This window comes from Photobacterium sp. TLY01, assembly GCF_021432065.1.
In the GTDB taxonomy this organism is placed as follows: Bacteria; Pseudomonadota; Gammaproteobacteria; order Enterobacterales; family Vibrionaceae; genus Photobacterium; species Photobacterium halotolerans_A.
In genome coordinates this window covers 2,295,901-2,320,068 of sequence record NZ_CP090364.1, presented here as the reverse complement: position 1 = coordinate 2,320,068, position 24,168 = coordinate 2,295,901, and the positions used below count along the sequence as shown (strand labels likewise).

General features: G+C 50.2%; 23 protein-coding genes. 9 read left to right on the top strand and 14 right to left on the bottom strand.

Annotation, left to right across the window (positions count from 1 at the left end; translation table 11 throughout):
- The first annotated feature begins 28 nt into the window (after window positions 1-28).
- Window positions 29-463: a YcgN family cysteine cluster protein gene (locus LN341_RS10995; RefSeq protein WP_234203298.1), complete on the top strand. Its 435-nt coding sequence runs from the start codon at window positions 29-31 to the stop codon at window positions 461-463.
- A gap of 57 nt (window positions 464-520) precedes the next feature.
- On the opposite strand, the gene LN341_RS10990 is transcribed toward LN341_RS10995, so the two are convergent.
- The 3 genes from LN341_RS10990 to LN341_RS10980 all read right to left on the bottom strand — a co-directional run bounded on the left by LN341_RS10990 (window position 521) and on the right by LN341_RS10980 (window position 2,813).
- Window positions 521-994, bottom strand: coding sequence for a low molecular weight phosphatase family protein (locus LN341_RS10990; protein ID WP_234203297.1), 474 nt, complete (start codon window positions 992-994; stop codon window positions 521-523).
- A 75-nt stretch (window positions 995-1,069) separates the two neighbouring features.
- Complete coding sequence (gene dusC, locus LN341_RS10985) at window positions 1,070-2,029, bottom strand: tRNA dihydrouridine(16) synthase DusC (protein WP_234203296.1); 960 nt, start codon at window positions 2,027-2,029, stop codon at window positions 1,070-1,072.
- Window positions 2,030-2,111: 82 nt separating this feature from the next.
- Complete coding sequence (locus LN341_RS10980; protein ID WP_234203295.1) at window positions 2,112-2,813, bottom strand: NAD(P)H-binding protein; 702 nt, start codon at window positions 2,811-2,813, stop codon at window positions 2,112-2,114.
- Between the two features lie 134 nt (window positions 2,814-2,947).
- On the opposite strand from LN341_RS10980, the gene LN341_RS10975 reads away from it, so the two are divergent.
- Window positions 2,948-3,604, top strand: a complete 657-nt coding sequence (locus LN341_RS10975) for a YecA family protein (RefSeq protein WP_234203294.1) — start codon at window positions 2,948-2,950, stop codon at window positions 3,602-3,604.
- A gap of 33 nt (window positions 3,605-3,637) precedes the next feature.
- Here LN341_RS10975 and dsbB read toward each other — a convergent pair whose 3' ends face one another.
- Both dsbB and nhaB read right to left on the bottom strand, forming a co-directional pair.
- Entirely contained in the window at window positions 3,638-4,159 is a 522-nt protein-coding gene (dsbB, locus tag LN341_RS10970; protein WP_234203293.1) for a disulfide bond formation protein DsbB, read from the bottom strand.
- Between the two features lie 112 nt (window positions 4,160-4,271).
- Window positions 4,272-5,861, bottom strand: a complete 1,590-nt coding sequence (gene nhaB, locus LN341_RS10965; protein ID WP_046218698.1) for a Na(+)/H(+) antiporter NhaB — start codon at window positions 5,859-5,861, stop codon at window positions 4,272-4,274.
- Window positions 5,862-6,308: 447 nt separating this feature from the next.
- Between nhaB and fadR the strand changes: the two genes are divergently transcribed.
- Complete coding sequence (gene fadR, locus LN341_RS10960) at window positions 6,309-7,160, top strand: fatty acid metabolism transcriptional regulator FadR (RefSeq protein ID WP_046218697.1); 852 nt, start codon at window positions 6,309-6,311, stop codon at window positions 7,158-7,160.
- A 72-nt stretch (window positions 7,161-7,232) separates the two neighbouring features.
- Here fadR and LN341_RS10955 read toward each other — a convergent pair whose 3' ends face one another.
- The 3 genes from LN341_RS10955 to LN341_RS10945 form a co-directional block, all read right to left on the bottom strand.
- Window positions 7,233-8,765 (bottom strand): SpoVR family protein, encoded by a 1,533-nt coding sequence (locus LN341_RS10955; RefSeq protein WP_046218696.1) that lies wholly within the window; start codon window positions 8,763-8,765, stop codon window positions 7,233-7,235.
- A gap of 97 nt (window positions 8,766-8,862) precedes the next feature.
- A complete protein-coding gene (locus tag LN341_RS10950; RefSeq protein ID WP_046218695.1) occupies window positions 8,863-10,134 on the bottom strand; it encodes a YeaH/YhbH family protein in 1,272 nt (423 codons plus the stop codon).
- 30 nt (window positions 10,135-10,164) lie between these two features.
- Complete coding sequence (locus tag LN341_RS10945) at window positions 10,165-12,099, bottom strand: PrkA family serine protein kinase (RefSeq protein WP_046218694.1); 1,935 nt, start codon at window positions 12,097-12,099, stop codon at window positions 10,165-10,167.
- Between the two features lie 363 nt (window positions 12,100-12,462).
- Here LN341_RS10945 and LN341_RS21785 point away from each other — a divergent pair, with 363 nt between their 5' ends.
- Both LN341_RS21785 and LN341_RS10940 read left to right on the top strand, forming a co-directional pair.
- On the top strand, window positions 12,463-12,597 hold the full coding sequence (locus tag LN341_RS21785; protein ID WP_255783004.1) for a hypothetical protein: 135 nt from the start codon (window positions 12,463-12,465) through the stop codon (window positions 12,595-12,597).
- 53 nt (window positions 12,598-12,650) lie between these two features.
- Window positions 12,651-13,031: a VOC family protein gene (locus LN341_RS10940; protein WP_027252827.1), complete on the top strand. Its 381-nt coding sequence runs from the start codon at window positions 12,651-12,653 to the stop codon at window positions 13,029-13,031.
- 68 nt (window positions 13,032-13,099) lie between these two features.
- Here LN341_RS10940 and LN341_RS10935 read toward each other — a convergent pair whose 3' ends face one another.
- Window positions 13,100-13,972, bottom strand: a complete 873-nt coding sequence (locus LN341_RS10935) for a D-hexose-6-phosphate mutarotase (protein ID WP_234203292.1) — start codon at window positions 13,970-13,972, stop codon at window positions 13,100-13,102.
- Between the two features lie 121 nt (window positions 13,973-14,093).
- On the bottom strand, window positions 14,094-15,089 hold the full coding sequence (gap, locus tag LN341_RS10930) for a type I glyceraldehyde-3-phosphate dehydrogenase (RefSeq protein ID WP_046218692.1): 996 nt from the start codon (window positions 15,087-15,089) through the stop codon (window positions 14,094-14,096).
- 345 nt (window positions 15,090-15,434) lie between these two features.
- Here gap and msrB point away from each other — a divergent pair, with 345 nt between their 5' ends.
- A complete protein-coding gene (msrB, locus tag LN341_RS10925) occupies window positions 15,435-15,824 on the top strand; it encodes a peptide-methionine (R)-S-oxide reductase MsrB (RefSeq protein ID WP_082095621.1) in 390 nt (129 codons plus the stop codon).
- Window positions 15,825-15,850: 26 nt separating this feature from the next.
- Here the strand turns inward: msrB and LN341_RS10920 are convergent, their stop codons facing one another.
- The gene (locus tag LN341_RS10920; protein ID WP_082095620.1) at window positions 15,851-16,738 is read right to left on the bottom strand and encodes a DUF2989 domain-containing protein; all 888 of its coding nucleotides are present in this window, start codon (window positions 16,736-16,738) and stop codon (window positions 15,851-15,853) included.
- Between the two features lie 208 nt (window positions 16,739-16,946).
- Between LN341_RS10920 and LN341_RS10915 the strand changes: the two genes are divergently transcribed.
- Window positions 16,947-17,246, top strand: a complete 300-nt coding sequence (locus LN341_RS10915; RefSeq protein ID WP_046218690.1) for a YeaC family protein — start codon at window positions 16,947-16,949, stop codon at window positions 17,244-17,246.
- Window positions 17,247-17,289: 43 nt separating this feature from the next.
- Here LN341_RS10915 and LN341_RS10910 read toward each other — a convergent pair whose 3' ends face one another.
- The 3 genes from LN341_RS10910 to sppA form a co-directional block, all read right to left on the bottom strand.
- On the bottom strand, window positions 17,290-17,964 hold the full coding sequence (locus tag LN341_RS10910) for a glutathione S-transferase family protein (RefSeq protein ID WP_234203291.1): 675 nt from the start codon (window positions 17,962-17,964) through the stop codon (window positions 17,290-17,292).
- Window positions 17,965-18,072: 108 nt separating this feature from the next.
- Entirely contained in the window at window positions 18,073-19,086 is a 1,014-nt protein-coding gene (gene ansA / locus LN341_RS10905) for an asparaginase (protein WP_046218688.1), read from the bottom strand.
- Between the two features lie 118 nt (window positions 19,087-19,204).
- Window positions 19,205-21,058: a signal peptide peptidase SppA gene (sppA, locus tag LN341_RS10900; RefSeq protein WP_234203290.1), complete on the bottom strand. Its 1,854-nt coding sequence runs from the start codon at window positions 21,056-21,058 to the stop codon at window positions 19,205-19,207.
- 220 nt (window positions 21,059-21,278) lie between these two features.
- Between sppA and LN341_RS10895 the strand changes: the two genes are divergently transcribed.
- Window positions 21,279-23,294: an NADPH-dependent 2,4-dienoyl-CoA reductase gene (locus LN341_RS10895; protein ID WP_234203289.1), complete on the top strand. Its 2,016-nt coding sequence runs from the start codon at window positions 21,279-21,281 to the stop codon at window positions 23,292-23,294.
- A gap of 118 nt (window positions 23,295-23,412) precedes the next feature.
- On the top strand, window positions 23,413-23,961 hold the full coding sequence (locus LN341_RS10890) for an NAD(P)H nitroreductase (RefSeq protein WP_046218685.1): 549 nt from the start codon (window positions 23,413-23,415) through the stop codon (window positions 23,959-23,961).
- Window positions 23,962-24,168 lie beyond the last annotated feature (207 nt).

Here is a 24,168-nt window from a genome sequence, read left to right as displayed (position 1 = left end):
CGAATCACGCAGAGATTGGGGCACAGCAATGGCAGCATTTTGGCAAGAGAAAGACCTGACAGCAATGACAGATGCAGAGTGGGAATCACTGTGTGACGGCTGTGGTAAGTGCTGTCTGCATAAACTCATCGATGATGACACTGATGAGATTTACTACACCAATGTCGCCTGCAGCTTGCTCGATGATCAAACCTGTTCCTGTAAAGACTATGCCAATCGGTTTGAATCGGGCGAAGAGTGCCTGAAACTTACCCGTGAGCGCATTGATGAATTCAGCTGGCTGCCGGACACCTGTGCCTATCGCCTGCTGGCTGAAGGTAAGCCCTTGCCGGAGTGGCACCCTTTGATTACCGGTTCCAAAGACGCCATGCATGCGGCTAATCAGTCGGTGCGCGATAAAGTCGTGTATGAAATTGATGTGATTGACTGGGAAGATCACATCCAGAATCACCCGAACCGCTAGCCCTTATTTTCCGCCATCTGGGCAGGTTTTGGTGGCGGCAAAATGGCGGCAAGTGAGCTATAAGGCAATTTGGCTCAGCCTTGTTTTTATCTCTTCTGCACTCATGCTATCTATCGGCAGTGTGCTCAGCGTATCGACGTGGTGCTTCAGCAGCTGTGCGGTTTGCTCACAAGCCTTTTCCTGCTCATCCGGGTCCTGGCTGATTGTCAGTGGATTGGGTAAGTCCCAATTGACACGGATGCCGTCTGCCAGCCAGTTCGGACAGGGCTCGCCATGCTGAGTATCGCCGACTGAAATCACAATATCCGGATGAAACCGTGAAAACTCTTCCCAGGACTTGCTTCGGTAATCTGCCGGGTTAAGGCCCATCTCTCTCAGATACGTCTGCATGCGCGCAGGCAACTCTCCCTGAGGCTCAGAACCTGCGCTGGCGACATCAAAATGAGCAGGTAAAAAGCGTCTGGCGACCGCTTCGGCAAGGATACTGCGGCAAGTATTGTGACGACTGATAAACAACACTTTCATTGTCATACCTACTCATGACAGGCTTGAATGATTGAAAGCCTAAGTGTTGTTGATGACGTTTTTATGTCAGTTTTGCTGCGGTTAACTGGCTTGACGAAACAGCTGTTCTTTGGCTGACTGGAGTACGTCGACAATAGGGGCAGCCTTGTTATGGCGGCGGACATCGGCAAACAGGGCTTTGGCTTGCGGGTATTCGTGGCGAAGGTAAGCAAACCACTGTTTGACGCGGTTGGGGTAATACAGGCCTTTGTCCCCTTTGATTTCGTAACCGGAATATTTCAGCAGCAGTTCCAGCACCGTCTCCCATGCCATGTGAGCGTGATTATATTTAACCACATTGCCCAGATTCGGCAGGTTGAGCGCGCCGCGACACACCATCAGCGCATCGGCTTGCGTGGCTGCCATACACGCTTGTCCGTCAGCATGATTCCAGACTTCACCGTTTGCGACAATTGAAATCTGGGATGCTTTTTTTACCTGGCGGATGTAGTCCCATTTTATTGCCTCGGCTTTATAGCCATCGGTTTTGGTGCGGGCATGAATGGTGATTTCATCTGCTTTGGCTTGCAAAACCGCATCAGTGATTTCAAAGCAGTGACTCGGGTCATCCCAGCCTAAACGGACTTTGGCCGAGACAGGGACCCGCGGATCAACCGCATCGCGAACAGCCTTGACGATCTGATGCATCAGCTCAGGCTCTTGCAGCAATACGGCGCCTCCCCGGCTTTTATTGACTGATTTTGCCGGGCAGCCAAAGTTGATATCGATACCGGGGGAACCCAGCGAAGCCGCGAGGTGGGCGTTTTCGGCCATCCAGTCCGGATCCTGACCAAGTAACTGAACACGAACCGGTGTCCCGGACAGGGTTTTTCCGCCCTGCAACAATTCCGGGCACAGACGATAGAAGACACTTTTTGGCAGACGCTGATCGATCACGCGGATAAATTCAGTCACGCACAGATCGTAGTCATTGATTTCGGTGAGCATTTCCCGCATCAGGTGGTCAAGTACACCTTCCATCGGGCCAAGTATCAGTCTCATAGCCTCAGATTACTGCTGTTCAATTGAAGAGGCGAGATTGTAGTGCGGTTAGCCGGGCTTGTCACCTTTTGCTCTGCGTCTGTCAGGCCTGGGGATGTTGGGTCTCAGCGCATTGCCGTCTCAGTGCATTACCGCTGTGAATTTCCGCAGCGGTGGGCGGGAGCTCTAAAGCTTTCATCGCCAGCTTCAGCATGGTCAGGGCAACGTCCTCGGCCGGAATGGGGACCAGGTGTGAAAGCGGGCCGATAAGTAAAGGCTGAGCGAGTTCCAGACCTTTTTGCAACAGCACTTCATCTTGCCGTGATTCTGAGCGTTCACCGCTCAACGGCCCGGGACGCACGAAAATACAGTGGCTGAACCCCATTTCACTCAGTGCCAGCTCCATTTTGGCTTTGCAACGCAGATAGAAGGACGGAGAGTAGGGGGTGGCCCCCAGACTGGAGATAACAACCAGGTGCTCTACGCCCAGCTGTCGCATGCTGCGAGCCACCGATTTGACCAGCTCAACATCCACCGCTTCAAGTCCGGCTTTACCGCCGGCAGACTTTTTGGTGGTCCCCAGACAAATAAACCCAAGCTCAGGGACGGGATCGGTATCTTCCCATTCCGTAACACGTAATTCAGGGTGCACAATTTGCACCAGATTTTTACTGCGATACGGCAATGCGGTACGGGTTAAGGCATACACTTTTGCCATGGCGTCATGACCGAGCAGCAGGTGCAGCAGCTCGTTACCGACCAGTCCGGTTGCTCCTGCAATTATCGCGCTGATCTCTCTTTGCATCTTTGTGACTCACTGCTGTTAGCGTTAAGGTCATTTTTGCGTGGTTTTGAGTGAAATTTCAACAACAAATCGTCACATTTGCGGCCTTTTCCGTTTGCGTTATACTCGCGGGTAACAACTGACAGGAAACCACCATGACCACATTGATCTCGCTCTCTGATGACTGGGCAGGCATGCCGCCGGCCTTTATTGAAGGCGCCTTACTTGCTGCCAATGCCAATCCCGCAGCGATGGAGCCGGATCACTGGCTGCCCGTGCTGATTCACGGCGGAGTGACAGAAGAGGAGCCCGTGACGATCAGCCAGCAAGACAGAGCCCGCATACTGGCGCATTTTGAACACCAGTATCTGACCATTAAATCAGGTGAGTACACACTTCCTTCGGATTTGCAGTGGCAGGAAGCCGTGGGAGTCTCAGAGGCCATGGGGCATTTTGCCGAAGGCTTTCTGGCGGTTTGGCCTTATGTGGCCAATCACTGGGAAAGTAAAACCATTTCTGATGGCACCGGCAGAATGCTGTCGGCCTTGCTGACGACTTGTATGCTGATGCTTGATGAAGCGGGTACGCTGTCTCAAATGGCTGAAGATGGTATCGACGGAATGCCAGAACCCAGTGCATTGTACGCCAATCTGCCTTTTATGATTTCAGAGGTGGTCATGGCGGCTGATGAATTGCAGCAAGGGGGCAGCTCTGCACAAGCGATCAATCCTTATAAAGGGGTTGGCCGTAATGATCTCTGTCCGTGTGGCAGCGGGAAAAAATTTAAGCAGTGCTGTGGCCAAAATCAGTAACAGAACACAGGAGGCATGACGCCTCCTGTATTGTCAGGATTGGCTTGACTGGGATTGAACCAGCTGAGAGAGCACGATGACAGCCCAGACAATCAGGTTAGCCGCAAAAATGATCACCAGCCATTGCGGCATGGATTGCCCCAGAAATTGCCAGACGACTTTACTGCAATCGCCGTACGCTTCGAATAGCCAGGGCGCCCATTGATTCAGAGGTGCCCAGTCAGGCAGTTTGACGAACAGATCGCAGGTGGCAAATGGGGAAGGGTTAAACTGATAGCCGACATGCTCCTGGGCCAGAGACAAGCCACGCCAGGCACTGTAACCCCATAATGCCAGAGCTGACCAGCGAACAACATTCACGTTAGGCGCGATCAGGCCAACCAGAGCCGCAATACCAATCCCAAACATCGCAATGCGCTCATAGATACACATGACACAAGGGGCCAGATTCATCACGTGCTGGAAAAACAGGGCACAGCCTTCAAAGAAGACGACAAAAAGTAACAACAGTAGCCACGACAAACGGCGCTGGCTGAAGGTTTTTAACATCTGCATGAAATTCTCTCGGTCAAATACAACAAAGGGGTTGTAAAGGCAAAAGTCGACAACCCCTTGTTACTCAGTGCTTTGCTTTCACTATGACACCGTAGAGAACCAGAAATTCCCTTTAGTGTCCAGTTGCAGGTGCCAATTGTGGAATGACTTCGCTGGCGGCGGATAACCAACCATTTTGATAGAACCACTCTGTCATCGGGATCAATGTCAGCTCAATACCCGCCAGACCAATCAAAGACAAGACCAGTGTATACGGCAGCGCCATATAGACCATGCGTCCGTATGATAGTCGGATCAGCGGTGCCAATGCCGATGTCAGTGCAAACAGGAAGGCTGCCTGGCCGTTTGGCGTCGCGACCGATGGCAGGTTCGTCCCCGTGTTGATGGCCACGGCCAGCATGTCGAAGCGTTCGCGGTCAATCATGCCGTCGATCAGCGCCGATTTCACTTCATTGATATACACAGTACCGACAAAAACGTTATCCGACACCATGGATAACAGCCCGTTGGCAATGTAGAACATTCCCATCTGTGCATTGCCATCCATTTCCAGAACAGCGGTAATTATCGGGCTGAACAGCTTTTGCTCAATAATCACGGCCACAACAGAGAAGAAAACGGCCAGCAGAGCGGTGAAGGGCAGGGCTTCTTCAAAGGCTTTCCCCAGAGAGTGCTCTTCAATGATACCGGTAAATGCAGTCGCCAGAATAATCACAGTCAGACCAATCAGGCCGACCGCAGCCAGGTGCAGGGCCAGACCGGCAATCAGCCACACGGCGATGATCACTTGGACCCATAATTTCGCGATATCCAGATTGGTACGACGCTTGCGCTCTTCATTATCGTAGTCGATCAGAATGTTGCGGACGTTTTCAGGCAGCTTGGCGCCGTAGCCGCACAAACCAAACTTCTCGACCAGCGCACAGGTAATCAGGCCACAAAAGAAAACCGGCACGGTGACTGGCGCCATGCGCAGGAAGAATTCGCCAAACTGCCAGCCCGCCTGATTGGCAATGATCAGGTTTTGCGGTTCTCCGACCATGGTCATGACCCCACCGAGCGCAGTACCGACACCTGCATGCATCAGCAGGCTGCGCAGGAAGGCGCGGTAGTTTTCCAGATCGTCTCGGCTCAGTTCGTGAATAGCATGGTCGGACGTATGGTCGTGAGAGGCATGCGGCTCCTGACCGGAAGCGACTTTATGATAGATGCTGTAGAAACCCGTGGTCACACTGATCACAACGGCAATCACCGTCAGGGCATCCAAAAAGGCTGACAGGAAGGCGGCCATGATACAAAAAGACAGCGACAGCAGAATTTTTGAGCGGATGCCGATCAGTATCTTGGTGAAAATGAACAGCAACAGCTGCTTCATAAAGTAGATGCCTGCCACCATGAAGATAAGCAGCAGCAAAACTTCAATATTGGCGACCAGCTCATGTTTGACCAGCTCAGGGGTCGTCATGCCAATGGCGACAGCCTCAATGGCCAGCAGACCACCAGGTTGGAGCGGGTAGCATTTTAATGCCATAGCCAGAGTGAAGATAAACTCAACAACCAGCAGCCAGCCGGCAACAAAAGGGTCGATGAAGAAAAAAACGATGGGGTTGATCACCAAGAAGGCAATGATTGTGAGTTTATACCAGTCGGGCGCTTTACCCAGAAAGTTCTTAATAAACGCGTTCCCTAGCGTGATAGCCATTTTTTTTGATCTCTGTGTTATTTATGGGCGTCACCAAAACAACAGGTGGACCTCAGCCCTGGCTCAGAATGTGTCTGAGTCATTGCAAGCTCTGAGATTTTGATGACAAATCGCTTCCATTCCGGGGCACTGTCATTGCTGACTCCCCTTATTTACGGGTCGCAATTTTAACCGATTGTATGAATTGTTTGTTAAGGTGTTAATATTTCGTAACACAAAAATAGGGCGTAAATCCAAATCGTGGACTACGACTTAGGGATTGTATCAGAACCTAGTTATAAATATATCTGCCAGAACAATAAGTTGGGATGAGCGTTTGATTGCAGGATATTACACCTTTGTTAACTTACTTCAAAACTCCCGGAGGCAACGTTTCTACTCAGCCATAACTAGTGGTATGATGAGTTTATAAAAGACAAGCAAGAAGCAAGTTTGGAATACTAACTGATGGTTATAAAGGCGGATAGCCCAGCAACATTTGCTGAGAAATACATCATTGAGAGTATCTGGAATAATCACTTTCCGCAGGGCTCAATCTTACCTGCAGAGCGTGAATTATCAGAGCTGATTGGTGTGACACGAACAACTTTACGGGAAGTGCTGCAGCGTTTGGCGCGTGATGGATGGTTGACCATTCAACACGGTAAGCCAACCCGGGTAAATAATTATATGGATACTTCAGGACTGAGCATCCTGGATACCCTGATTACATTGGATGGCCAGGATGTTCAGCGCGTTCTGGAAGATCTGCTGGCTGCCCGTACTGATATCAGTACCGTTTACATGCGCTATGCGGTGAAATCGAACAGCGAAAAAGTCAGCCAGTTACTGGATTATGTGATCCATTCCTGTGAGTCTCTTCTGGCGGCGACCAGCTTTGAGTCTTTCGTGGAAAGCTGTGAGGCAAAGCCTGAGCTGTTACTGGAAGTCAGAAAAATCGTGGATAAGTACGGTAAAGATCAGCCGGAGCTGTGTGAGCAGATTTGCCGTGCCCGTGCCTTCAATTATTTTGATTACCGCATGTTTCAGGGAATGGCCACTCACTCAGGTAACATTCTGTATGTCCTGACAATCAATGGTCTGCGTAAAATCTATACTCGTGTTGGTGGTTATTACTTCATGAACCGCGAAGCGTGTGAGCTGGCGTTAGGATATTATCGCGATCTGAAATCGTACTGTGATCATCATCAGCCGGAGCTGGTAGCAGATCGTATTCGAAAATACGGTCGTGACAGTGGCGCTATCTGGTACAGTCACCGTATCGAAATTGCACGTTATCTGCATGAAGAAGAGCAGTAATCTGCTTGCGATTTCAATGAGAATGAAAAAAGAGAGGCGTTACGCCTCTCTTTTTTTGCGCAAGATTTTAATTCACAGTTCTGAAGAGTAACTGCTGCTTTTGCTGGGGCAGGTCGACAGTATATGGCTTCTGCCGTCGCTCAGTTCTTCCTCGAGAATGACATCAAATCCCCACAGACGATGAAGGTGTTTGAGCACCTCGTTATAACTGTCCGACAAAGGTATCCGGTTATGCGGCACGTATCTCAGCGTCAGTGACCTGTCGCCGCGCAGTGCTACGTTCCATACCTGTAGGTTTGGTTCGTTGTTACTCAGATTGTACTGGGAGGATAGTTTTTCCCGAATTGCCCTGTAGCCTTCTTCATTGTGAATCGCATTGACTTCCACATAGTTGTTTCTGTCATCGTCATCAACGGCAAAGAATTTAAAATCACGGATCAGTTTGGGCGATAAAAACTGGCTGATGAAACTCTCGTCTTTAAAGTTCTCCATCGCAAAATGCACCGTATCCAGCCAGTCTTTACCGGCAAAATCAGGAAACCAGTATTTGTCTTCCTCGGTGGGATTTTCACAGATGCGGCGTATGTCCTGGAACATGGCAAAGCCAAGGGCATAAGGGTTGATGCCACTGTAATAAGGGCTGTTGTAGGTTGGCTGCGCAACCACGTTGGTGTGGCTGTGCAGGAACTCAAGCATAAAGCGATCGGTGACCAGCCCTTCGTCATAAAGGTGGTTCAGTATGGTGTAGTGCCAGAACGTTGCCCATCCTTCATTCATGACCTGAGTCTGTTTCTGAGGATAGAAATATTGACTGATCTTGCGCACAATCCGGACAATTTCTCGCTGCCAGGGTTCGAGAAGCGGGGCATGTTTTTCAATGAAGTACAGAATGTTCTCCTGAGGATCGGCAGGAAAACGGATTTCTTCATCATGCAGATCTTTTTCCGCCTGCGCCGGAATCGTGCGCCACAGGGCATTGACCTGAGTTTGCAGATAGTCTTCCCGGGCTTTCTGCCGGGCGGTTTCTTCAACCAGAGAGATTTTTTGCGGGCGCTTATAGCGGTCAACACCATAGTTCATCAGTGCATGACAGGAGTCGAGTAATTTCTCGACCTCAACATCACCGTATTTTTCCTCACATTCAGAGATGTATTTTTTCGCAAACAGCAGGTAATCAATAATCGAGCTGGCATCCGTCCAGGTTTTGAACAGGTAGTTGCCTTTAAAGAATGAATTATGACCATAGCTGGCATGGGCCATGACCAGGGCCTGCATGGTGATTGTGTTTTCTTCCATCAGGTAGGCGATACAGGGATCTGAGTTGATCACGATTTCATACGCCAGTCCCATCTGACCATGCTTATAACCACGCTCTGTTTCAATAAAGCGTTTACCAAATGACCAGTGATTGTAGTTAATCGGCATGCCGATGCTGGAATAGGCATCCATCATCTGCTCGGCCGTGATGATCTCAATTTGATTTGGGTAGGTATCTAACCGGTAATGGTTGGCCACCCGCTTGATTTCCTTGTGATATTGATCAAGCAGTTCAAATGTCCAGTCCGGACCGTCACTGAGTGCCTTTTGTTTGATCTCTGTTTCCATAACCCACTCCCCTGATGCGCGTCGGCCAATAATCAGCGCTGTCCCTTAAGTGTCGATTGCAGATGGGCGAGTTTTTATATCGCCCTGCGCCTTAGGATTAATGGACTTGTTTTTTGAACAGTTCTCGGAATACCGGGAAGATGTCTTCTACGCTGCGAATGTTCTGCATGGCAAAATTTTCATGGTTGCCCAACAGGGACTCATATTCGCGCCACAGCGTCTGATGAGCCCGACGTGTAATTTCAATGTACGAGTAATAACGCGAAACCGGCAGAATGTGCTTATCGAGCAATTCACGGCAGCCGGGAGAATCATCCGCCCAGTTGTCGCCATCGGAAGCCTGCGCGGCATAGATGTTCCATTCGGAAGGGGAGTACCGCTTCTTAATGATTTCATCCATCAGACGCAAGGCGCTGGAGACTATGGTGCCCCCGGTTTCCTGAGAATAGAAAAACTCGTGTTCGTCCACTTCTTTCGCTTGTGTATGGTGGCGGATAAAGACCACATCCACATTTTTGTAGGTGCGTGTCAGGAACAGGTAGAGCAGGATATAGAAGCGTTTCGCCATATCCTTGGTGGCCTGATCCATGGAACCTGATACGTCCATCAGACAAAACATCACTGCCTGGCTGCTGGGCATCGGGCGACGTTCGTAGTTTTTGTATCTCAGGTCAAAGGTATCAATGAATGGCACTTTGCTGATGCGATCACGCAGCGTCTGTATTTCTTCTTTCACACGCTGCTCATCAAACGGCTGTGCCGGTTCTGTGCTTTGTAATCTGTCGAGTTCAAGCTCCAGCTCACGTAACTGGCGACGTTTTGCTGCCGTCATCGCGGTACGACGGGCGAGTGAATTCCGCAGGGACCGGACAATGGCGATATTGGCCGGTACCCCGGTCGATTTAAACCCGGAGCGGAAGGTTTTCCACTCAACCAGTTTGTTGAACTGATTCTTCTTCAGATTCGGGAGTTCGAGATCTTCGAACAACAGATCCAGATACTCGTCTTTAGAAATTTGAAAGACAAAGTCATCCTGTCCCTCGCCATCAGGGCTTGCCTGGCCTTCGCCGGCACCACCGGAACCGGCTCCCCCCTGGGGCCGCTCAATGCGGTCGCCAGGGCTGAACTGATCGTTACCAGGGTGGACGATTTCTCGCTGCCCGCCTCGTCCCTGATGGAACGAGGGTTCACGGATGTCGCGGGAAGGGATAGTAATGCTTTCTCCGCTTTCCACGTCAGTGATGGAGCGTTTATTGACGGCATCAGCAATAGAATCTTTGATCTGTTGCTTGTGCCGGCGCAAAAAACGCTGCCGGTTCACTGTGCTCTTATTTTTGCCGTTGAGCCTGCGGTCGATAAAGTGCGCCATAAGCTCTCCCCCTTGATCATCATCCATCAATTACGATGATTTACGTACGCGCAGATACCATTCAGACAACAGACGTACTTGCTTGCGGGTATAGCCTTTTTCCATCATACGGGCGACAAAATCGTCGTGCTTCTTCTGTTCCTCCGTAGAGGTTTTGGCATTGAACGAGATGACTGGCAGCAGCTCTTCGGTATTGGAGAACATTTTCTTCTCAATCACCGTGCGCAGTTTCTCGTAGCTGGTCCAGTTCGGATTTTTACCTGCATTGCTGGCACGTGCACGCAAGACAAAGTTGACGATCTCGTTACGGAAGTCTTTCGGGTTACTGATACCGGCAGGCTTCTCGATTTTTTCAAGCTCGTTGTTCAGTGCAGCACGGTCGAACAGTTGACCTGTCTCCGGATCGCGATATTCCTGATCCTGAATCCAGAAGTCCGCATAACTGACATAGCGGTCGAAAATGTTCTGACCGTACTCAGAATAGGACTCCAGATAAGCGGTCTGAATTTCCTTGCCGATGAATTCGACATATTTGGGAATCAGATAGCCTTTCAGGTGTTCTAGGTATTTCTCGGCATTTTCCTGCGGGAACTGTTCTCGTTCGATCTGTTGTTCCAGAACATAGAACAGGTGAACCGGGTTCGCGGCAACTTCAGAATGGTCGAAGTTGAACACACGAGACAGGATTTTGAACGCGAAGCGGGTCGACAGACCGGACATGCCTTCATCTACACCGGCGTAATCGCGGTATTCCTGATAAGACTTGGCTTTGGGATCCGTGTCTTTGAGGGTTTCACCGTCATACACCCGCATTTTTGAGTACATGCTTGAGTTTTCAGGCTCTTTCAGGCGCGACAACACGGAGAAGCGGGCCAGAATATCCAGCGTACTTGGCGAACAGGGCGAGTTAGCCAGTTCACTGTTCATCAGCAGTTTTTCGTAAATCTTGATCTCTTCCGAGACACGCAGACAATAAGGCACTTTGACGATGTAAACACGATCGAGAAACGCCTCATTATTTTTGTTGTTTCGGAATGTCTGCCATTCTGATTCGTTGGAGTGAGCCAGAATAATGCCATCGAAAGGCAGGGCGGACAGACCTTCTGTACCGTTATAGTTGCCTTCCTGAGTGGCAGTCAGCAGTGGGTGCAGCACTTTGAGCGGTGCTTTGAACATCTCCACGAATTCCATCATACCCTGATTGGCTTTACACAGCGCACCGGAGTAGCTGTAAGCATCCGGGTCATCCTGAGCAAAATGCTCAAGCTGACGGATATCCACTTTACCGACCAGGGATGAAATATCCTGGTTGTTCTCATCACCAGGCTCGGTTTTCGCAATACCCACCTGATGCAGAATGGATGGACGCACTTTTACCACTTTGAATTTGGTGATATCACCACCGAATTCTTTCAAGCGTTTCGCTGCCCATGGCGACATGATGTTGTTCAGATAGCGATGAGGGATGCCAAATTCTTTATTCAGAATTTCGCCGTCTTCAAGCGGGTCGAACAGGCAGAATGGGTGGTCATTTACCGGACTGCGTTCACCGTTCGCAGTCAGCACGTAAATGGGCACTTTTTGCATCAGACTTTTTAGTTTTTCAGCCAGTGAGGATTTACCGCCACCAACCGGACCCAGCAGGTAGAGGATCTGCTTACGTTCTTCCAGGCCCTGAGCGGCATGTTTCAGATAAGAAACAATCTGTTCAATGGCCTCTTCCATGCCATAGAAGTCTTCAAACGTCGGATAGCGCGAGATGACCCGGTTGGAAAAGATCCGGCTCAGACGCGGGTCTTTTGCGGTATCAACCATTTCCGGTTCACCAATCGCCATCAGAAGACGTTCTGCGGCGTTTACGTAAGCACTGCGATCGTTACGGCAAATCTCAAGGAATTCTTGCAATGAAAGCTCTTCATCCTTGGCTTCTTCATAGCGATGACGATAGTGGTCAAAAATACTCATGGTATGCCCCCTGAATCGTTCTTCAATCATTTAGAAAGGACGAAATCAATAATCTTTCACATCCCTCATAACTAAGACTAGACCTAACTAATTAATTTGCTTTAGTGAGTGATTGGTTTTGCTGAAAAATTTAGCAGACACTTCTGACAACAGTGGGCAAAAAATAACCTGCCCATAGCGCTACTATCCTCCTATCAACAGGGATCTGCAAGCCATCTTGCTTAAAAAATCGCCACTTTAACGGGGGCGGGATTCAGCTTGAAGCCGCATGATTTCTGGGAAGTGAGTTGAAGCGGGCAAACGGGAGGAACTGGTGCGAAATCTGGTATTGGCTGTACCGGTTGGCGTTAAATGACGTCCGTGATGGGAAAGTCAGCTGAAGATGGTTTTTTCGGGGGAAGTACTGAAGAAAACCGTGTGTCTGGCATGTCTCAGCTTTGGGAAACCGGCTCACAGGCGGAGCATGTCAGTAATCTGATTGCTTATTTTTTGAGCTAAATCAACAGCTCTGATTTAAGCTAGAAAAGTGTAGCTTGAGGGGGAGGAGATACATGCCGATTTCGCGGGTTGATACTGTATCGATTCCTGTTTCGGACCAGAGCCAGGCACTTTTATTTTACCGAGATGCGCTGGGGTTTGAGCTGATCAGGGATCACAAGGCAGATAGTCACAAACGCTGGATACAGCTGGCACCTAAGGGCGCAGAGACGACCATAAGTCTGGTGATGCCATTTGGGGGAATGCGGGCAGGTTCTGTTCAGGGGCTGGTGGTGCATACTGACGATATCACATCGACATATGATGAACTCACCAACCGGGGGGTCAGTTTGTCAGAGATAGTGACCTTGATGGGAGGGCGTTTCGCGACGTTCAATGATCCGGATGGGAATGGCTGGGTGCTGATTGAAGCGGACATTACCATGCAGGCCTGAGATCAGAGATTGAAGTCAGGATTTAAATCAGGCTCAGATTTTCCTGAGCCTGAGCCTGAGCCTGAGTGTTACTCGGCGCCGATTTCTGTGCTGAGATGATGTGATTGCCCGGGTTTCAGCACAATACTCTGGCCCGCTACGGCTGATTCCACACACAGCATAGTGGTGTAACCATCCGGCGTCATATCAGCCATGCCTGCCGCACCTGACTGCCATGGGTTCCAGACCACGGCACTGTCATGGCCATGGTTATGCATGCGCAGGCGGCGAAACAGAGCAGGATCTTCCAGATACATCGTGTCTTCTGCCCGGCTGTAAACCCTGTCTACGGCGTCATCGAATTGTAAGACACCATTGGTTGGAAGACGTTGCTGATCGGCCAGACCATCGAGGTATTCATTACCCAGCCCGGACAATTTCGCTTGCATAATGTCTCCCACGGCCAGATAGGTATGAAGCGCGCCGGACATATGCCAAGGCCGCTGGTCGGTATTGGTGCTGGTCAGCTGGACTTTGAGGGTTTTATCGAACTCAAAGTGAAGCCGGTTATGGAAGTGGTAGGGCCATATAGCACGGGACTTGGGGGAATCATGCAGCGTGAGCGTGACCGTGACATGGCTTTTCTGATCGTTGAAACTTTCCAGCTCCCAAACGCTGGAACGTGCAAAGCCGTGCGAAGGACTGGCAACTTTACCGAACCATGGCCAGCAGACTGGAATGCCACCACGAATCGGTGATTTACCTGAGAAGTCGGCGGCCTCACTCATCCAAATCAGGTCCTTGTGTCCCTGCGGCTGGAAACTTAAGAGATGACCACCAAATAATGAGACAGCGGCCTGGCATTCAGGGTGAAGAATTCGAATGATATCCACACCATCAAGACGGCACAGGCTGATATGTTCTGAAAGCACTGTTGAAGTCGGAAGTTGACGTAAGTCCATAGTGATTCCTTGAAAAGCCAATGAAGGATCGGGCGACACTTCTTGCCCGTCGAGACTCTATCCGGGATGACAGATAGCAAAAAGGCGGCCATCAGCCGCCTTTTGAGTCATCGTCTAAGTCTTACTTAGAGATGTGAGCAACCAGATCCAGTACTTTATTAGAGTAACCGATCTCGTTGTCGTACCAGGATACAACTTTCACGAAAGTATCGGTCAGCGCGATACCTGCGTCAGCGTCGAATACAGAAGTACGTACTTCACCGATGAAGTCCTGAGACACAACTGCGTCTTCAGTGTAACCCAGTACACCAGACATCTCAGCTTCAGAAGCACGCTTCATTTCAGCTTTGATTTCTTCGTAAGTTGCAGGTTTTTCCAGGTTAACAGTCAGGTCAACAACAGAAACGTCTGCAGTTGGAACGCGGAATGCCATACCGGTCAGTTTGCCGTTCAGCTCAGGAATAACTTTACCTACAGCTTTAGCTGCACCTGTTGAAGATGGGATGATGTTCTGAGAAGCACCACGGCCACCGCGCCAGTCTTTTGCAGAAGGACCGTCAACCGTTTTCTGAGTCGCTGTGGTTGCGTGAACAGTCGTCATCAGACCGTCTTTGATGCCCCACTTGTCGTTCAGAACCTTAGCGATAGGTGCCAGACAGTTAGTCGTACAAGACGCGTTAGAAACGATGTCCTGACCTGCATATGATTCGTGGTTTACACCCATGACGAACATAGGCGTGTCGTCTTTAGACGGACCCGTCAGAACAACCTTTTTCGCACCCGCTTCGATGTGCTTACGTGCAGTTTCGTCAGTCAGGAAGATACCCGTTGCTTCTGCAACAACATCAACACCGATTGCATCCCAGTTCAGGCTCGCTGGATCGCGCTCAGCGGTAACACGTACAGTCTTGCCGTTAACGATCAGGTTACCGTCTTTAACTTCAACTGTGCCTTTGAAACGGCCGTGAGTTGAATCGTACTTCAGCATGTAAGCCATGTACTCGACGTCGATCAGGTCGTTGATACCAACAACTTCGATATCATCACGTTCTACAGAAGCACGGAAAACGAAACGACCGATGCGGCCAAAACCGTTAATACCTACTTTGATAGTCATTATGTTGCTCCACAACTTAATTTCTAATGAAAGATAACTGGTAGTAAAATTACATAATCTCACGCGGGTCTGCAAGCAAAAACAGACCTCAAATTGTCTTTAATCAAAAAAGTTTCGGATTTTTATTACAATCCTGGCCGAAAGATGAATTGTTCACCTATAAATGCTGGCAAAGTAATCAATGATGTAGCTCAGTTTTAATTCAGTACCCGAAATACAGGGGAATATGCTTAAATGCACAGTTCGGATGTAAAAACCTTTCGAGCAAAAGTATGTGCCATATATGCAAAAATTGGCAAATTTTAAGTCGTTCGGGTTTGGAAAATTGTATTTACAGGCAGGTAAATGGCTTTTAAAACAAATTCTTACTGGAAAGAACTGTTATCGGATGAACAATATTATGTTTGTCGGGAAGGCGGCACAGAAGCGCCTTTTTCAGGCACGTTATTGCATAATAAGAAAACAGGAATATATCACTGCACTTGTTGTCAGATTGCCTTATTTCATTCTGAGCAAAAATACGATTCAGGGTGTGGCTGGCCGAGTTTTGATGCGCCTGTTCATTCCGATTCAATTCGATATTTAAGCGATACCAGTCACGGGATGAAGCGAACGGAAATTCGCTGTGCTGAATGTGACAGCCACTTAGGGCATGTATTTGATGATGGGCCTGTTTCTACCGGGCAGCGATACTGCGTCAATTCTGTCTCACTACAGTTTAGTGAAGCGGAATAACGTCAGTGCTGCCCGTGAATCTCTGGTCAGGATGATGGCTGTCCGGGTTGCTGGCTTGGCAGTGCGGTCAGGTTTTTTTCTACAGAGACACGGTTGAAGTGACCGCTACTGATGCTCTGGATAATGCTGTCGGCTAAGGAATCCAGATGACTTTTATCCTGTTGCGGCATGGGATACAGGCGCAATAAGGTCTCTGGGCTGGCAACGGGGAGTCCCATCAGGCTACCCACTCTTGACCACAAATAGGCTTCGCTTTTGTTGTCCTCCTGGTGGGCTTGTGTCGCCAGTGTCAGAATAATGTCTGGTTTGACTTTGCTTTTACCCTGATAAAGCTCCAGAGCTCTTAACAGGAGCTGGCGAGTTTTGGCTTTATCAATGTCGGTATAAAAAGAGGCCAGCGCCAGCTGTAATTCAGGTGTCTGCAGCTGGCCTGTTCCTTCCAGTTTCAGAAATTCTTCTTTAGCTTTGTGCTCGCCCTGACTCCAGCGATCATAAATGACCTCGGGTTCTTTGGAGTCAGCCAGTTCTTCTGTCAGTTGTTCAATCACTTCATAGCTGTGAATGAGGGCGGTTGCCCGCAACGATTTGCGTTCTTTATAACGGGTCGGTTCGATTTCAGCAGCATACTCCAGGCAATACTGATAGCTGCGCGTGAACTCAAGCGTATGCAGTTTTTCAATGTCGGTTGGCGTTTTCAGCTGTTTATAACGTTGCCAAATGAGGTCAGTACGCTGGATGCGGCACTGGCCATCATTGTTATTCAGCCCTTCACACAGCTCGGGATGGGCAGCGCAAAGGCTGTCAGTCGTTTTGAACTCACCCTGGCAGGCTGGCAGAAATACAACAGCAGAAAGAAAAAACAAAATGTTGCGTGTTTTTTTGCCAGAAGAAGTCATGTGCGGTGCGTTACTCATAGGTTGTTCACTACATTCAAGAATACCCTAATAGCTATCGGCAGAAACTGACCTGAGAGAAAGAATAATGTGACATTGCTGCAGTGTGATCACGAAAACAAAAGAAAACTAAAATCAGGGCGCTACTTGACTGGCAAACTCAGGTCATTATCGTAGCCTACCATTGCTAGTGGCCTGAAATAATCGGGCATCAAGAGGAGTAGATGGGATGGATGTACAACAGATTCTGGCTGCAATGACCCCAGAGGTATACCAAAAGTTACTGGCTGCAGCAGAAACGGGCAAATGGGCTGATGGCACCCCATTAACTGATGCTCAGAAAGAATCCACCATGCAGGCTGTGATGCTGTATCAGTCTCGTCATAACACCGAGGCCGAGCATATGACTGTGGCTGCTGGTGGTGAGATACGTTTTAAGTCTAAATCTGAGTTAAAACGTGATTTTGCCATTGAAGATAGCGAAGCGCCTGTGGCAGAGATTGCCCGTTTCTCTTTGCAGCAGAACTGATGTCTGTGACCCTGTTGATGTCTGAGCGCTCAGCTGGGTTTGCTTACTGCCTGAGAACAGTGAAAGGCACAGGGTCACAGTAAAAGCCACTCAGCTCATGATCTTCCTGTGCCATTAAACTTGAAACCCAGGGCTCTTGCTCAATACCTTCCAGATACACGGCCAGTTTAGGATAGTGGGGCTTTAATCTTAAGCCAGCCATCCAGCCACTGCGGAAAATACTCCAAAGTGTAATCTCAGCCATCGAAAAACGGGTAGTTATATAGCCTTCAGCCGGTACTTGTTCTTCCAGGTAGTTCAGAACAGGCGGCAGGTGATGCTGCATACAATCATCAATGGCCTCCTGATCAATGTCTTTTTCCAGAATCTGACCTCTGAGTATTTTCTGATAGAAGAGCACACCGGCGAGCAGCGCACTCAGCCGGGTATCGGCATATTCTTCCAGCCAGCGGATTTTTGCTCTTTCACCGGCATCGCCGGGGTAGAGCGGAGGGACCGGATAGATGTCATCCAGGTAATGGGCGATCACGGTTGAGTCGATCACGGTCAGATTGTCATGTTCGAGTACCGGCACTTTTCCCATGGGATGGCGTTTGTGCGCCAGCTCTTTTTCCAGGTAGGGGTTGAGCGGCTGTAAATCGTAGTTCAGTCCTTTGTAAGATAAGGCCAGCATGATTTTTCTGACAAAAGGAGAAATGGAGGCACCGTGCAGAATCATAATCAACCTTGCTCATAGCCGACAGACGAAATTTGCTATAAGTGTAGCTGAGATATAAAAAGAGCCGCACGCGTGCGGCTCAATTCGGGTAATCCTGATGACTCTGACTTAACGGGACAATTCGCCGCGAATGTCCTGTTGCATCAGTTCACGCACTTTTTCTGTTGGTAACGCCTGGCTGAGCAGAAAGTGCAGTTTAGCCAGTGCAGCTTCACGGGTCATGTCATAGCCACTGAGTACACCGGCATCAGCCAGGGCACAGCCCGTTGCGTAACCATCCATATTCACTTTCCCGGACAGACACTGAGTCAGGTTCACGACGATAACGCCGCGGTCAGCAGCTTCCTTCAACTGAGCCAGCAGTTCAGGGTTTTGTGGCGCATTGCCCACGCCGAACGTCAGCAGGATCATCGCGTTGACCGGCTGGCGAAGGGTGTTTCGGATCACTTCAGGCGAAATGCCGGGGTACATGGTGATCACACCGATAGGTTGCGGAGTGATCTGGTGCACTCGAAACTCACCGGCAGGCTGTTTGTTCAGCTCTGTGGTGGGTTTGACCTGAATGTTGATCCCAGCTTCGATTAGTGCCGGCATGTTGGGCGAAATAAAGGCATTGAAACCGTCGGCATGGGCTTTTGTGCTGCGGTTGCCGCGCAGAAGCTGGTTATTGAAGAAAACCGTGACTTCGTTGACCGGATAATTTGCCGCAAGATGCAACGCATTGAGCAGGTTACTCTGCCCGTCGGAGCGCATTTCTGCCAGCGGGATCTGCGAGCCGGTGACAATCACAGGTTTACCCAGATTCTCCAGCATAAATGACAGCGCAGAAGCGGTATAGGCCATGGTGTCCGTACCATGAAGAATGACAAATCCATCAAACTTGTCGTAATTGGCCTGAATATCATCGGCAATCCGCTGCCAGTCTTCAGGGGTCATATCTGAAGAGTCAATCAGTGGTGCATATTCGTGGATAGTAAATGCAGGCATTTCTGAGCGGTGAAACTCAGGCATGTTTTGCAGCTGCCGTTCCATAAAACCAGCGACAGGAATATATCCGTGCGCTGACTTCTGCATTCCTATTGTGCCGCCTGTATAGGCGATATAGATATTTTTTTTTGTCATTAGAGTACGGGTACAGCATAGTGATTGATGGTGAAGGCATTATACGGTGAAAACCGGCGAAAAAAAGCCCGGATATACCGGGCTGAGTCAAGTTTCATCACTGTGAATCCGGACAGAGTTAATTTCCTGTGCTGGAACAGTTCAGACAGAAAGCATATTGTCCTTTAGGATCATTAAAATTATTCATGCTGGTGATATCTGCAGTGATATGACGCAAGGCTGGCGTGAACACCTTGGGTAGCTGAGCAGATATGGCCATGCCGATACGGGCGCTGGTTTCCGAGGTCATATCCTGCAGAAACTGCTCCATCGGGCTGAGCGGTAACTCTATCCAGCGTGTGTCGTAGCTGTCCAGTTTTGCCAGTTTGGCCGCAGAGACGATGGCATCATCAAAATCGCCCAGACGGTCTACCAGACCCAGTTTCAATGCATCCTGACCGGTCCAGACCCGGCCTTGCGCAATTTTGTCCGTTTCTTCAAGTGACAGATGGCGATGCTTGCTCACCAGGCTGATAAAGCGCTGATAGCCGTTCTCAATGCCTAACTGGAAAATTTCAGCGACATCGTCAGGTAAACCTCGGGTGATTCCGATACCAGCAAAGGGCGTTGTCCCGACACCGTCGCTGTGAACCCCGATGTTTTCCAGACCTTTTTCAAAGGTTGCCAGCATACCGAAGATACCGATAGATCCTGTAATCGTGGTTGGCTGAGCAATAATTTCGCTGGCGCTGGACGAGATCCAGTAGCCGCCGGATGCTGCCAGACTGGACATAGAAACCACCACAGGTTTACCCGCCAGCTTCAAGGCATCCACTTCATTGCGGATAATCTCAGAGGCGAACGCACTGCCGCCAGGGCTGTCGACGCGCAGAATCACTGCTTTAATGTCATCATCAAGACGGGCTTCTCGCAGCAAAGCGGCCGTTGTGTCGCCACCGACTCTGCCTTGTCCCTGCTGACCATCGACAATCGCACCGCTGGCAACCACGATAGCAATACCGTTTTTGCTTGGTTCGAATGGCGCACTCACTGAAGGCTGATAATCGTAGTAACTGATTTGATTGAATCCATGGTCGCCATCGCTGCCGAATTCCTTGATGAAGGTCTGGCGTAATTGGGTACGGCTGACCAGTTCATCCACCAGCCCCATTTTCTGACTCAGGCGGGCGAAATCACCGTCTACACTTTTCAGCTCAGCAACCAGATCTTTGACATCAGGGTTGAGTACGCTGGCCGGGATCTGGCGGTTGCGCGCGACATCCTGAGTGTAAGCGTCCCACATCTGGTTGAGCCAGGCGGTGTTTGCTTCGCGCGCGGCGTCTGACATGTTGTCGCGGGTATAGGGCTCAACGAATGATTTATAGGTCCCGACACGGAAGACATGGGTGGTGACATCCAGATTATCCAGCAGGGTCTTATAGTACAGCGAGTAACTGCCATAACCGGTCAGCATGACGCCCCCGTCGGCAGACATGAAGACTTTGTCGGCAAAACTGGCCAGGTAGTACTGACTCTGGCGGTAGTGATCACCGGTCGCAAAGACAGGTTTGCCAGCCTGTTTGAATTCTTCAATGGCCTTGGCAATGTAGCGCAGCTTGGTCAGGTTGGTTTCTGGCATGTTTTTCAGGTTCAGGATAAGGCCGGTGATCCTGTCGTCCTTCGCGGCTGCCCGGATGGTATCAACGATGTCGAACAGGATATTTTCCTGAACCGGTACCTGACCCATGGCGCTGTCAACAAACTGATCGAAGGGATTGACGTAGGATCGCTGTTCAACAATCGGGCCGTCAATATCCAGTACCAATGCAGCTTTGTCGGGCAGAGCCGGTGTGTCAGCCCCTTGCTGGAAAGCGAAAATGATGACCCCAATCAGGGCAATGAAAAACAGGTTAAAAAATAACTGGCGGGTGAAGCTCAGCAGCTTCCAACATCCCCGCAGCACTTTGGCAATGCCTTTTAGTAGTACTTTCATGGCCTTTCCCGATAATAAATCCCAGTGCTTATCCTAACCGAGACTAAGCGTAAAATCCTAATGATAGCTATAGTGCGACTGAAATGACCTGTTTGAAAAGCGCGGCAGGACGGATGTGAAGTGATGGATGTTGAGGTTATGTAAACAGGTGTTTGAGTGAAGGTTAACCCTATGCTATAACTGGTCTGACCTACAATAATGAAAGAGATATAGGGAAGCTATGGACACTCTGACCTACCCACACTTGCTGGCACCTTTGGATCTTGGCTTCACTCAGCTGAAGAACCGGGTGTTGATGGGCTCTATGCATACCGGCCTGGAAGAAGCACACGATGGATTTAAAAAGCTGTCTGCCTTTTACGCTGCCCGCGCCAGAGGTGGAGTAGGCCTGATCGTGACCGGTGGTTTTGCCCCCAATTTTCGCGGCCGCTTAACACCACTCAGTGCGGAATTCAGCAGCGGACGGGCGGCAAGGGCGCACCGGGTGATCACAGATGCTGTCCATAAAGAAGGCGGCAAGATTGCCCTTCAGCTGCTGCATGCCGGGCGCTATGCAATGCATCCGTTTGCTGTCAGTGCTTCTGGCATTAAAGCGCCTATCTCTAAATTTACGCCCAAAGAAATGAGCCGCCGCCAGATCCTCAAGACCATCGATGCCTTTGCGCGCAGCTCTGAGCTGGCCAGAGAGGCGGGTTATGATGGCGTTGAGTTGATGGGCTCTGAAGGTTATCTGATCAACCAGTTTATCTGTCAGCGCTCCAACCACAGAACCGATGAATGGGGCGGCAGTTATGAGAACCGGGTTCGTTTTCCTCTTGAGCTGGTCAAAGCTGTTCGTGCCCGGGTCGGTCAGGATTTCATTATTATTTTCCGGCTGTCGATGTTGGATCTGGTCGAGCAGGGCAGTACTTATGATGAAGTGGTGCAGTTGGCCCAGGCGCTGGAAGCCGCCGGTGTGACTATCCTCAATACCGGCATTGGCTGGCATGAGGCGCGAGTCCCGACCATCGCAACCCAGGTGCCCCGTGCGGCGTTCAGCTGGGTGACGGAAAAGCTCAAAGGGAAAGTGTCGATTCCGTTGGTGACCTGTAACCGGATTAATACCCCAGAAGTAGCTGAATCCATTCTTGCATCTGATCAGGCCGATATGGTGTCGATGGCTCGTCCGTTCCTGGCTGACGCTGATTTTGTGCTCAAGGCCGAACAGAACCGTGCCGATGATATTAATACTTGTATTGGCTGTAATCAGGCCTGTCTGGATCATGTGTTTGCCGGTAAGCGGGCGAGTTGCCTGGTGAATCCTCAGGCATGCTACGAGACTGAACTGGTTCTGACGCCTGCGGCGCAAAAGCGGAAGGTGGCTGTAATTGGTGCAGGCCCTGCTGGCCTGGCTTTCGCAACGGCGGCGGCAGAACGCGGCTTCGAGGTCGATTTATACGAGAAAAACGACTACATCGGCGGACAGTTTAATCTGGCGATGCAAATTCCGGGGAAAGAAGAATTCCGGGAAACAATTCGTTATTTCTCCCGCCGTTTGAGTCAGACAGGGGTAAACCTGAAGCTGGGTAAGGCGGTCGATATCAATGCGCTGAAAGGCTACGACGACGTTGTGGTCTCAACCGGAGTGAAACCCCGTATTCCCGCTATTCCCGGATTGGAAGCCAGTGATAAGGTCATCGATTATCAGACCCTGATCCGCGATAAAGTGCAGTTGGGACAGCGGGTCGCTGTGATCGGTGCTGGCGGTATTGGGGTGGATGTCTCAAGCATGCTGACAGAGCCTCAGGACAGTTCGCTGGACAGCTGGTTACAGGACTGGGGCATTGATAAAACCATTACCCATGCTGGTGGATTATGTACGCCTCAAAGCGAGCACAGTGAGCGTCAGGTCTGGCTGATGCAGCGTCGTCCGGGCAAGATGGGTAAAGGTCCGGGTAAAACAACAGGCTGGATTCATCAGCAGGTATTGCTGAAGCGCGGTGTGGAAATGCTCTCCGGTGTCAGCTACGACAAGATCGATGCGCAAGGCCTGCATATCAGCGTGGAAGGTCAGCAGCGCGTGCTGGATGTGGATCACATTGTGTTGTGCGCCGGTCAGACCTCAGTCGACGAGTTGTCAGCGCCACTGAAAGCGCTGGGTATCAATGTGCATGTGATTGGTGGTGCTGAATTTGCCGGGGAAGTGGATGCGAAGCGGGTAATCCGCCAGGGCACCGAATTGGCGGCCCGTCTGTAAGATGAATTGCTGAACCTGAGAGGCGCCTGCGGGCGCCTCTCTTGCATGGCGGTTACTCAGCAGGGCAGATGTGGTATGGTATTTAACAAGAATTGTTATCATCAAGGATACATTATTTATGGATGCGCTGTCGCTGCTGCTCAATCGTCGTTCTCTGCCTAAAATGACTGTCCCGGCCCCTCAGGGGGAAGCATTGGACAATATTCTCCGTGCTGGCCTCAGGGCGCCGGATCATGGTGCGCTGACGCCCTGGCGTTTTATCGTCTCGCAAGGCGAAGGGTTGCAAAAGCTGGCCGATATTCTGGTTTCTGCCGCTCAGGCTGACGGCGCAGAAGAGGCCGTGATCGAGAAGGCTTCTAAAGCCCCTTTCCGTGCGCCTATGGTGATAACTGTTGTCGCTAAAGTGCAAGCCAGCGATAAAATCCCTGTGATTGAACAACATCTCTCAGCCGGCTGTGCGGCTCAGGCGATGCAGATGGCGGCGGTTGCTCAGGGGTTTGCGGGATTCTGGCGCACAGGAAGCTGGGCGTATCACGCAGTGGTGCGTGAAGCGCTGGGCGTTCAGGGGGATGACATGATTGTTGGTTTTCTGTATCTGGGCACCCCGGACTGCCGCGATGTGAAAGCACCGGAGCGGGATTTAGCGCAATTTGTCGAATATTTGTAATTTCCTGCTGACGTCTTCAGGCAGCGTTTTGCTGCCTGTTTCCTTCATTGTTGTCAGGTCCCATTCTTACCGGAGTTCTGGTCCCAATAACTCCAAATGCCGGGACTGATTCAGTCTCAGGCTTCAGCGAGCTAGCGTGTCGACTTTGTGAACTGTTACTGGGTTTATATCCAGTAATGATTGTCACCTATTGTTGGATTCTTTATA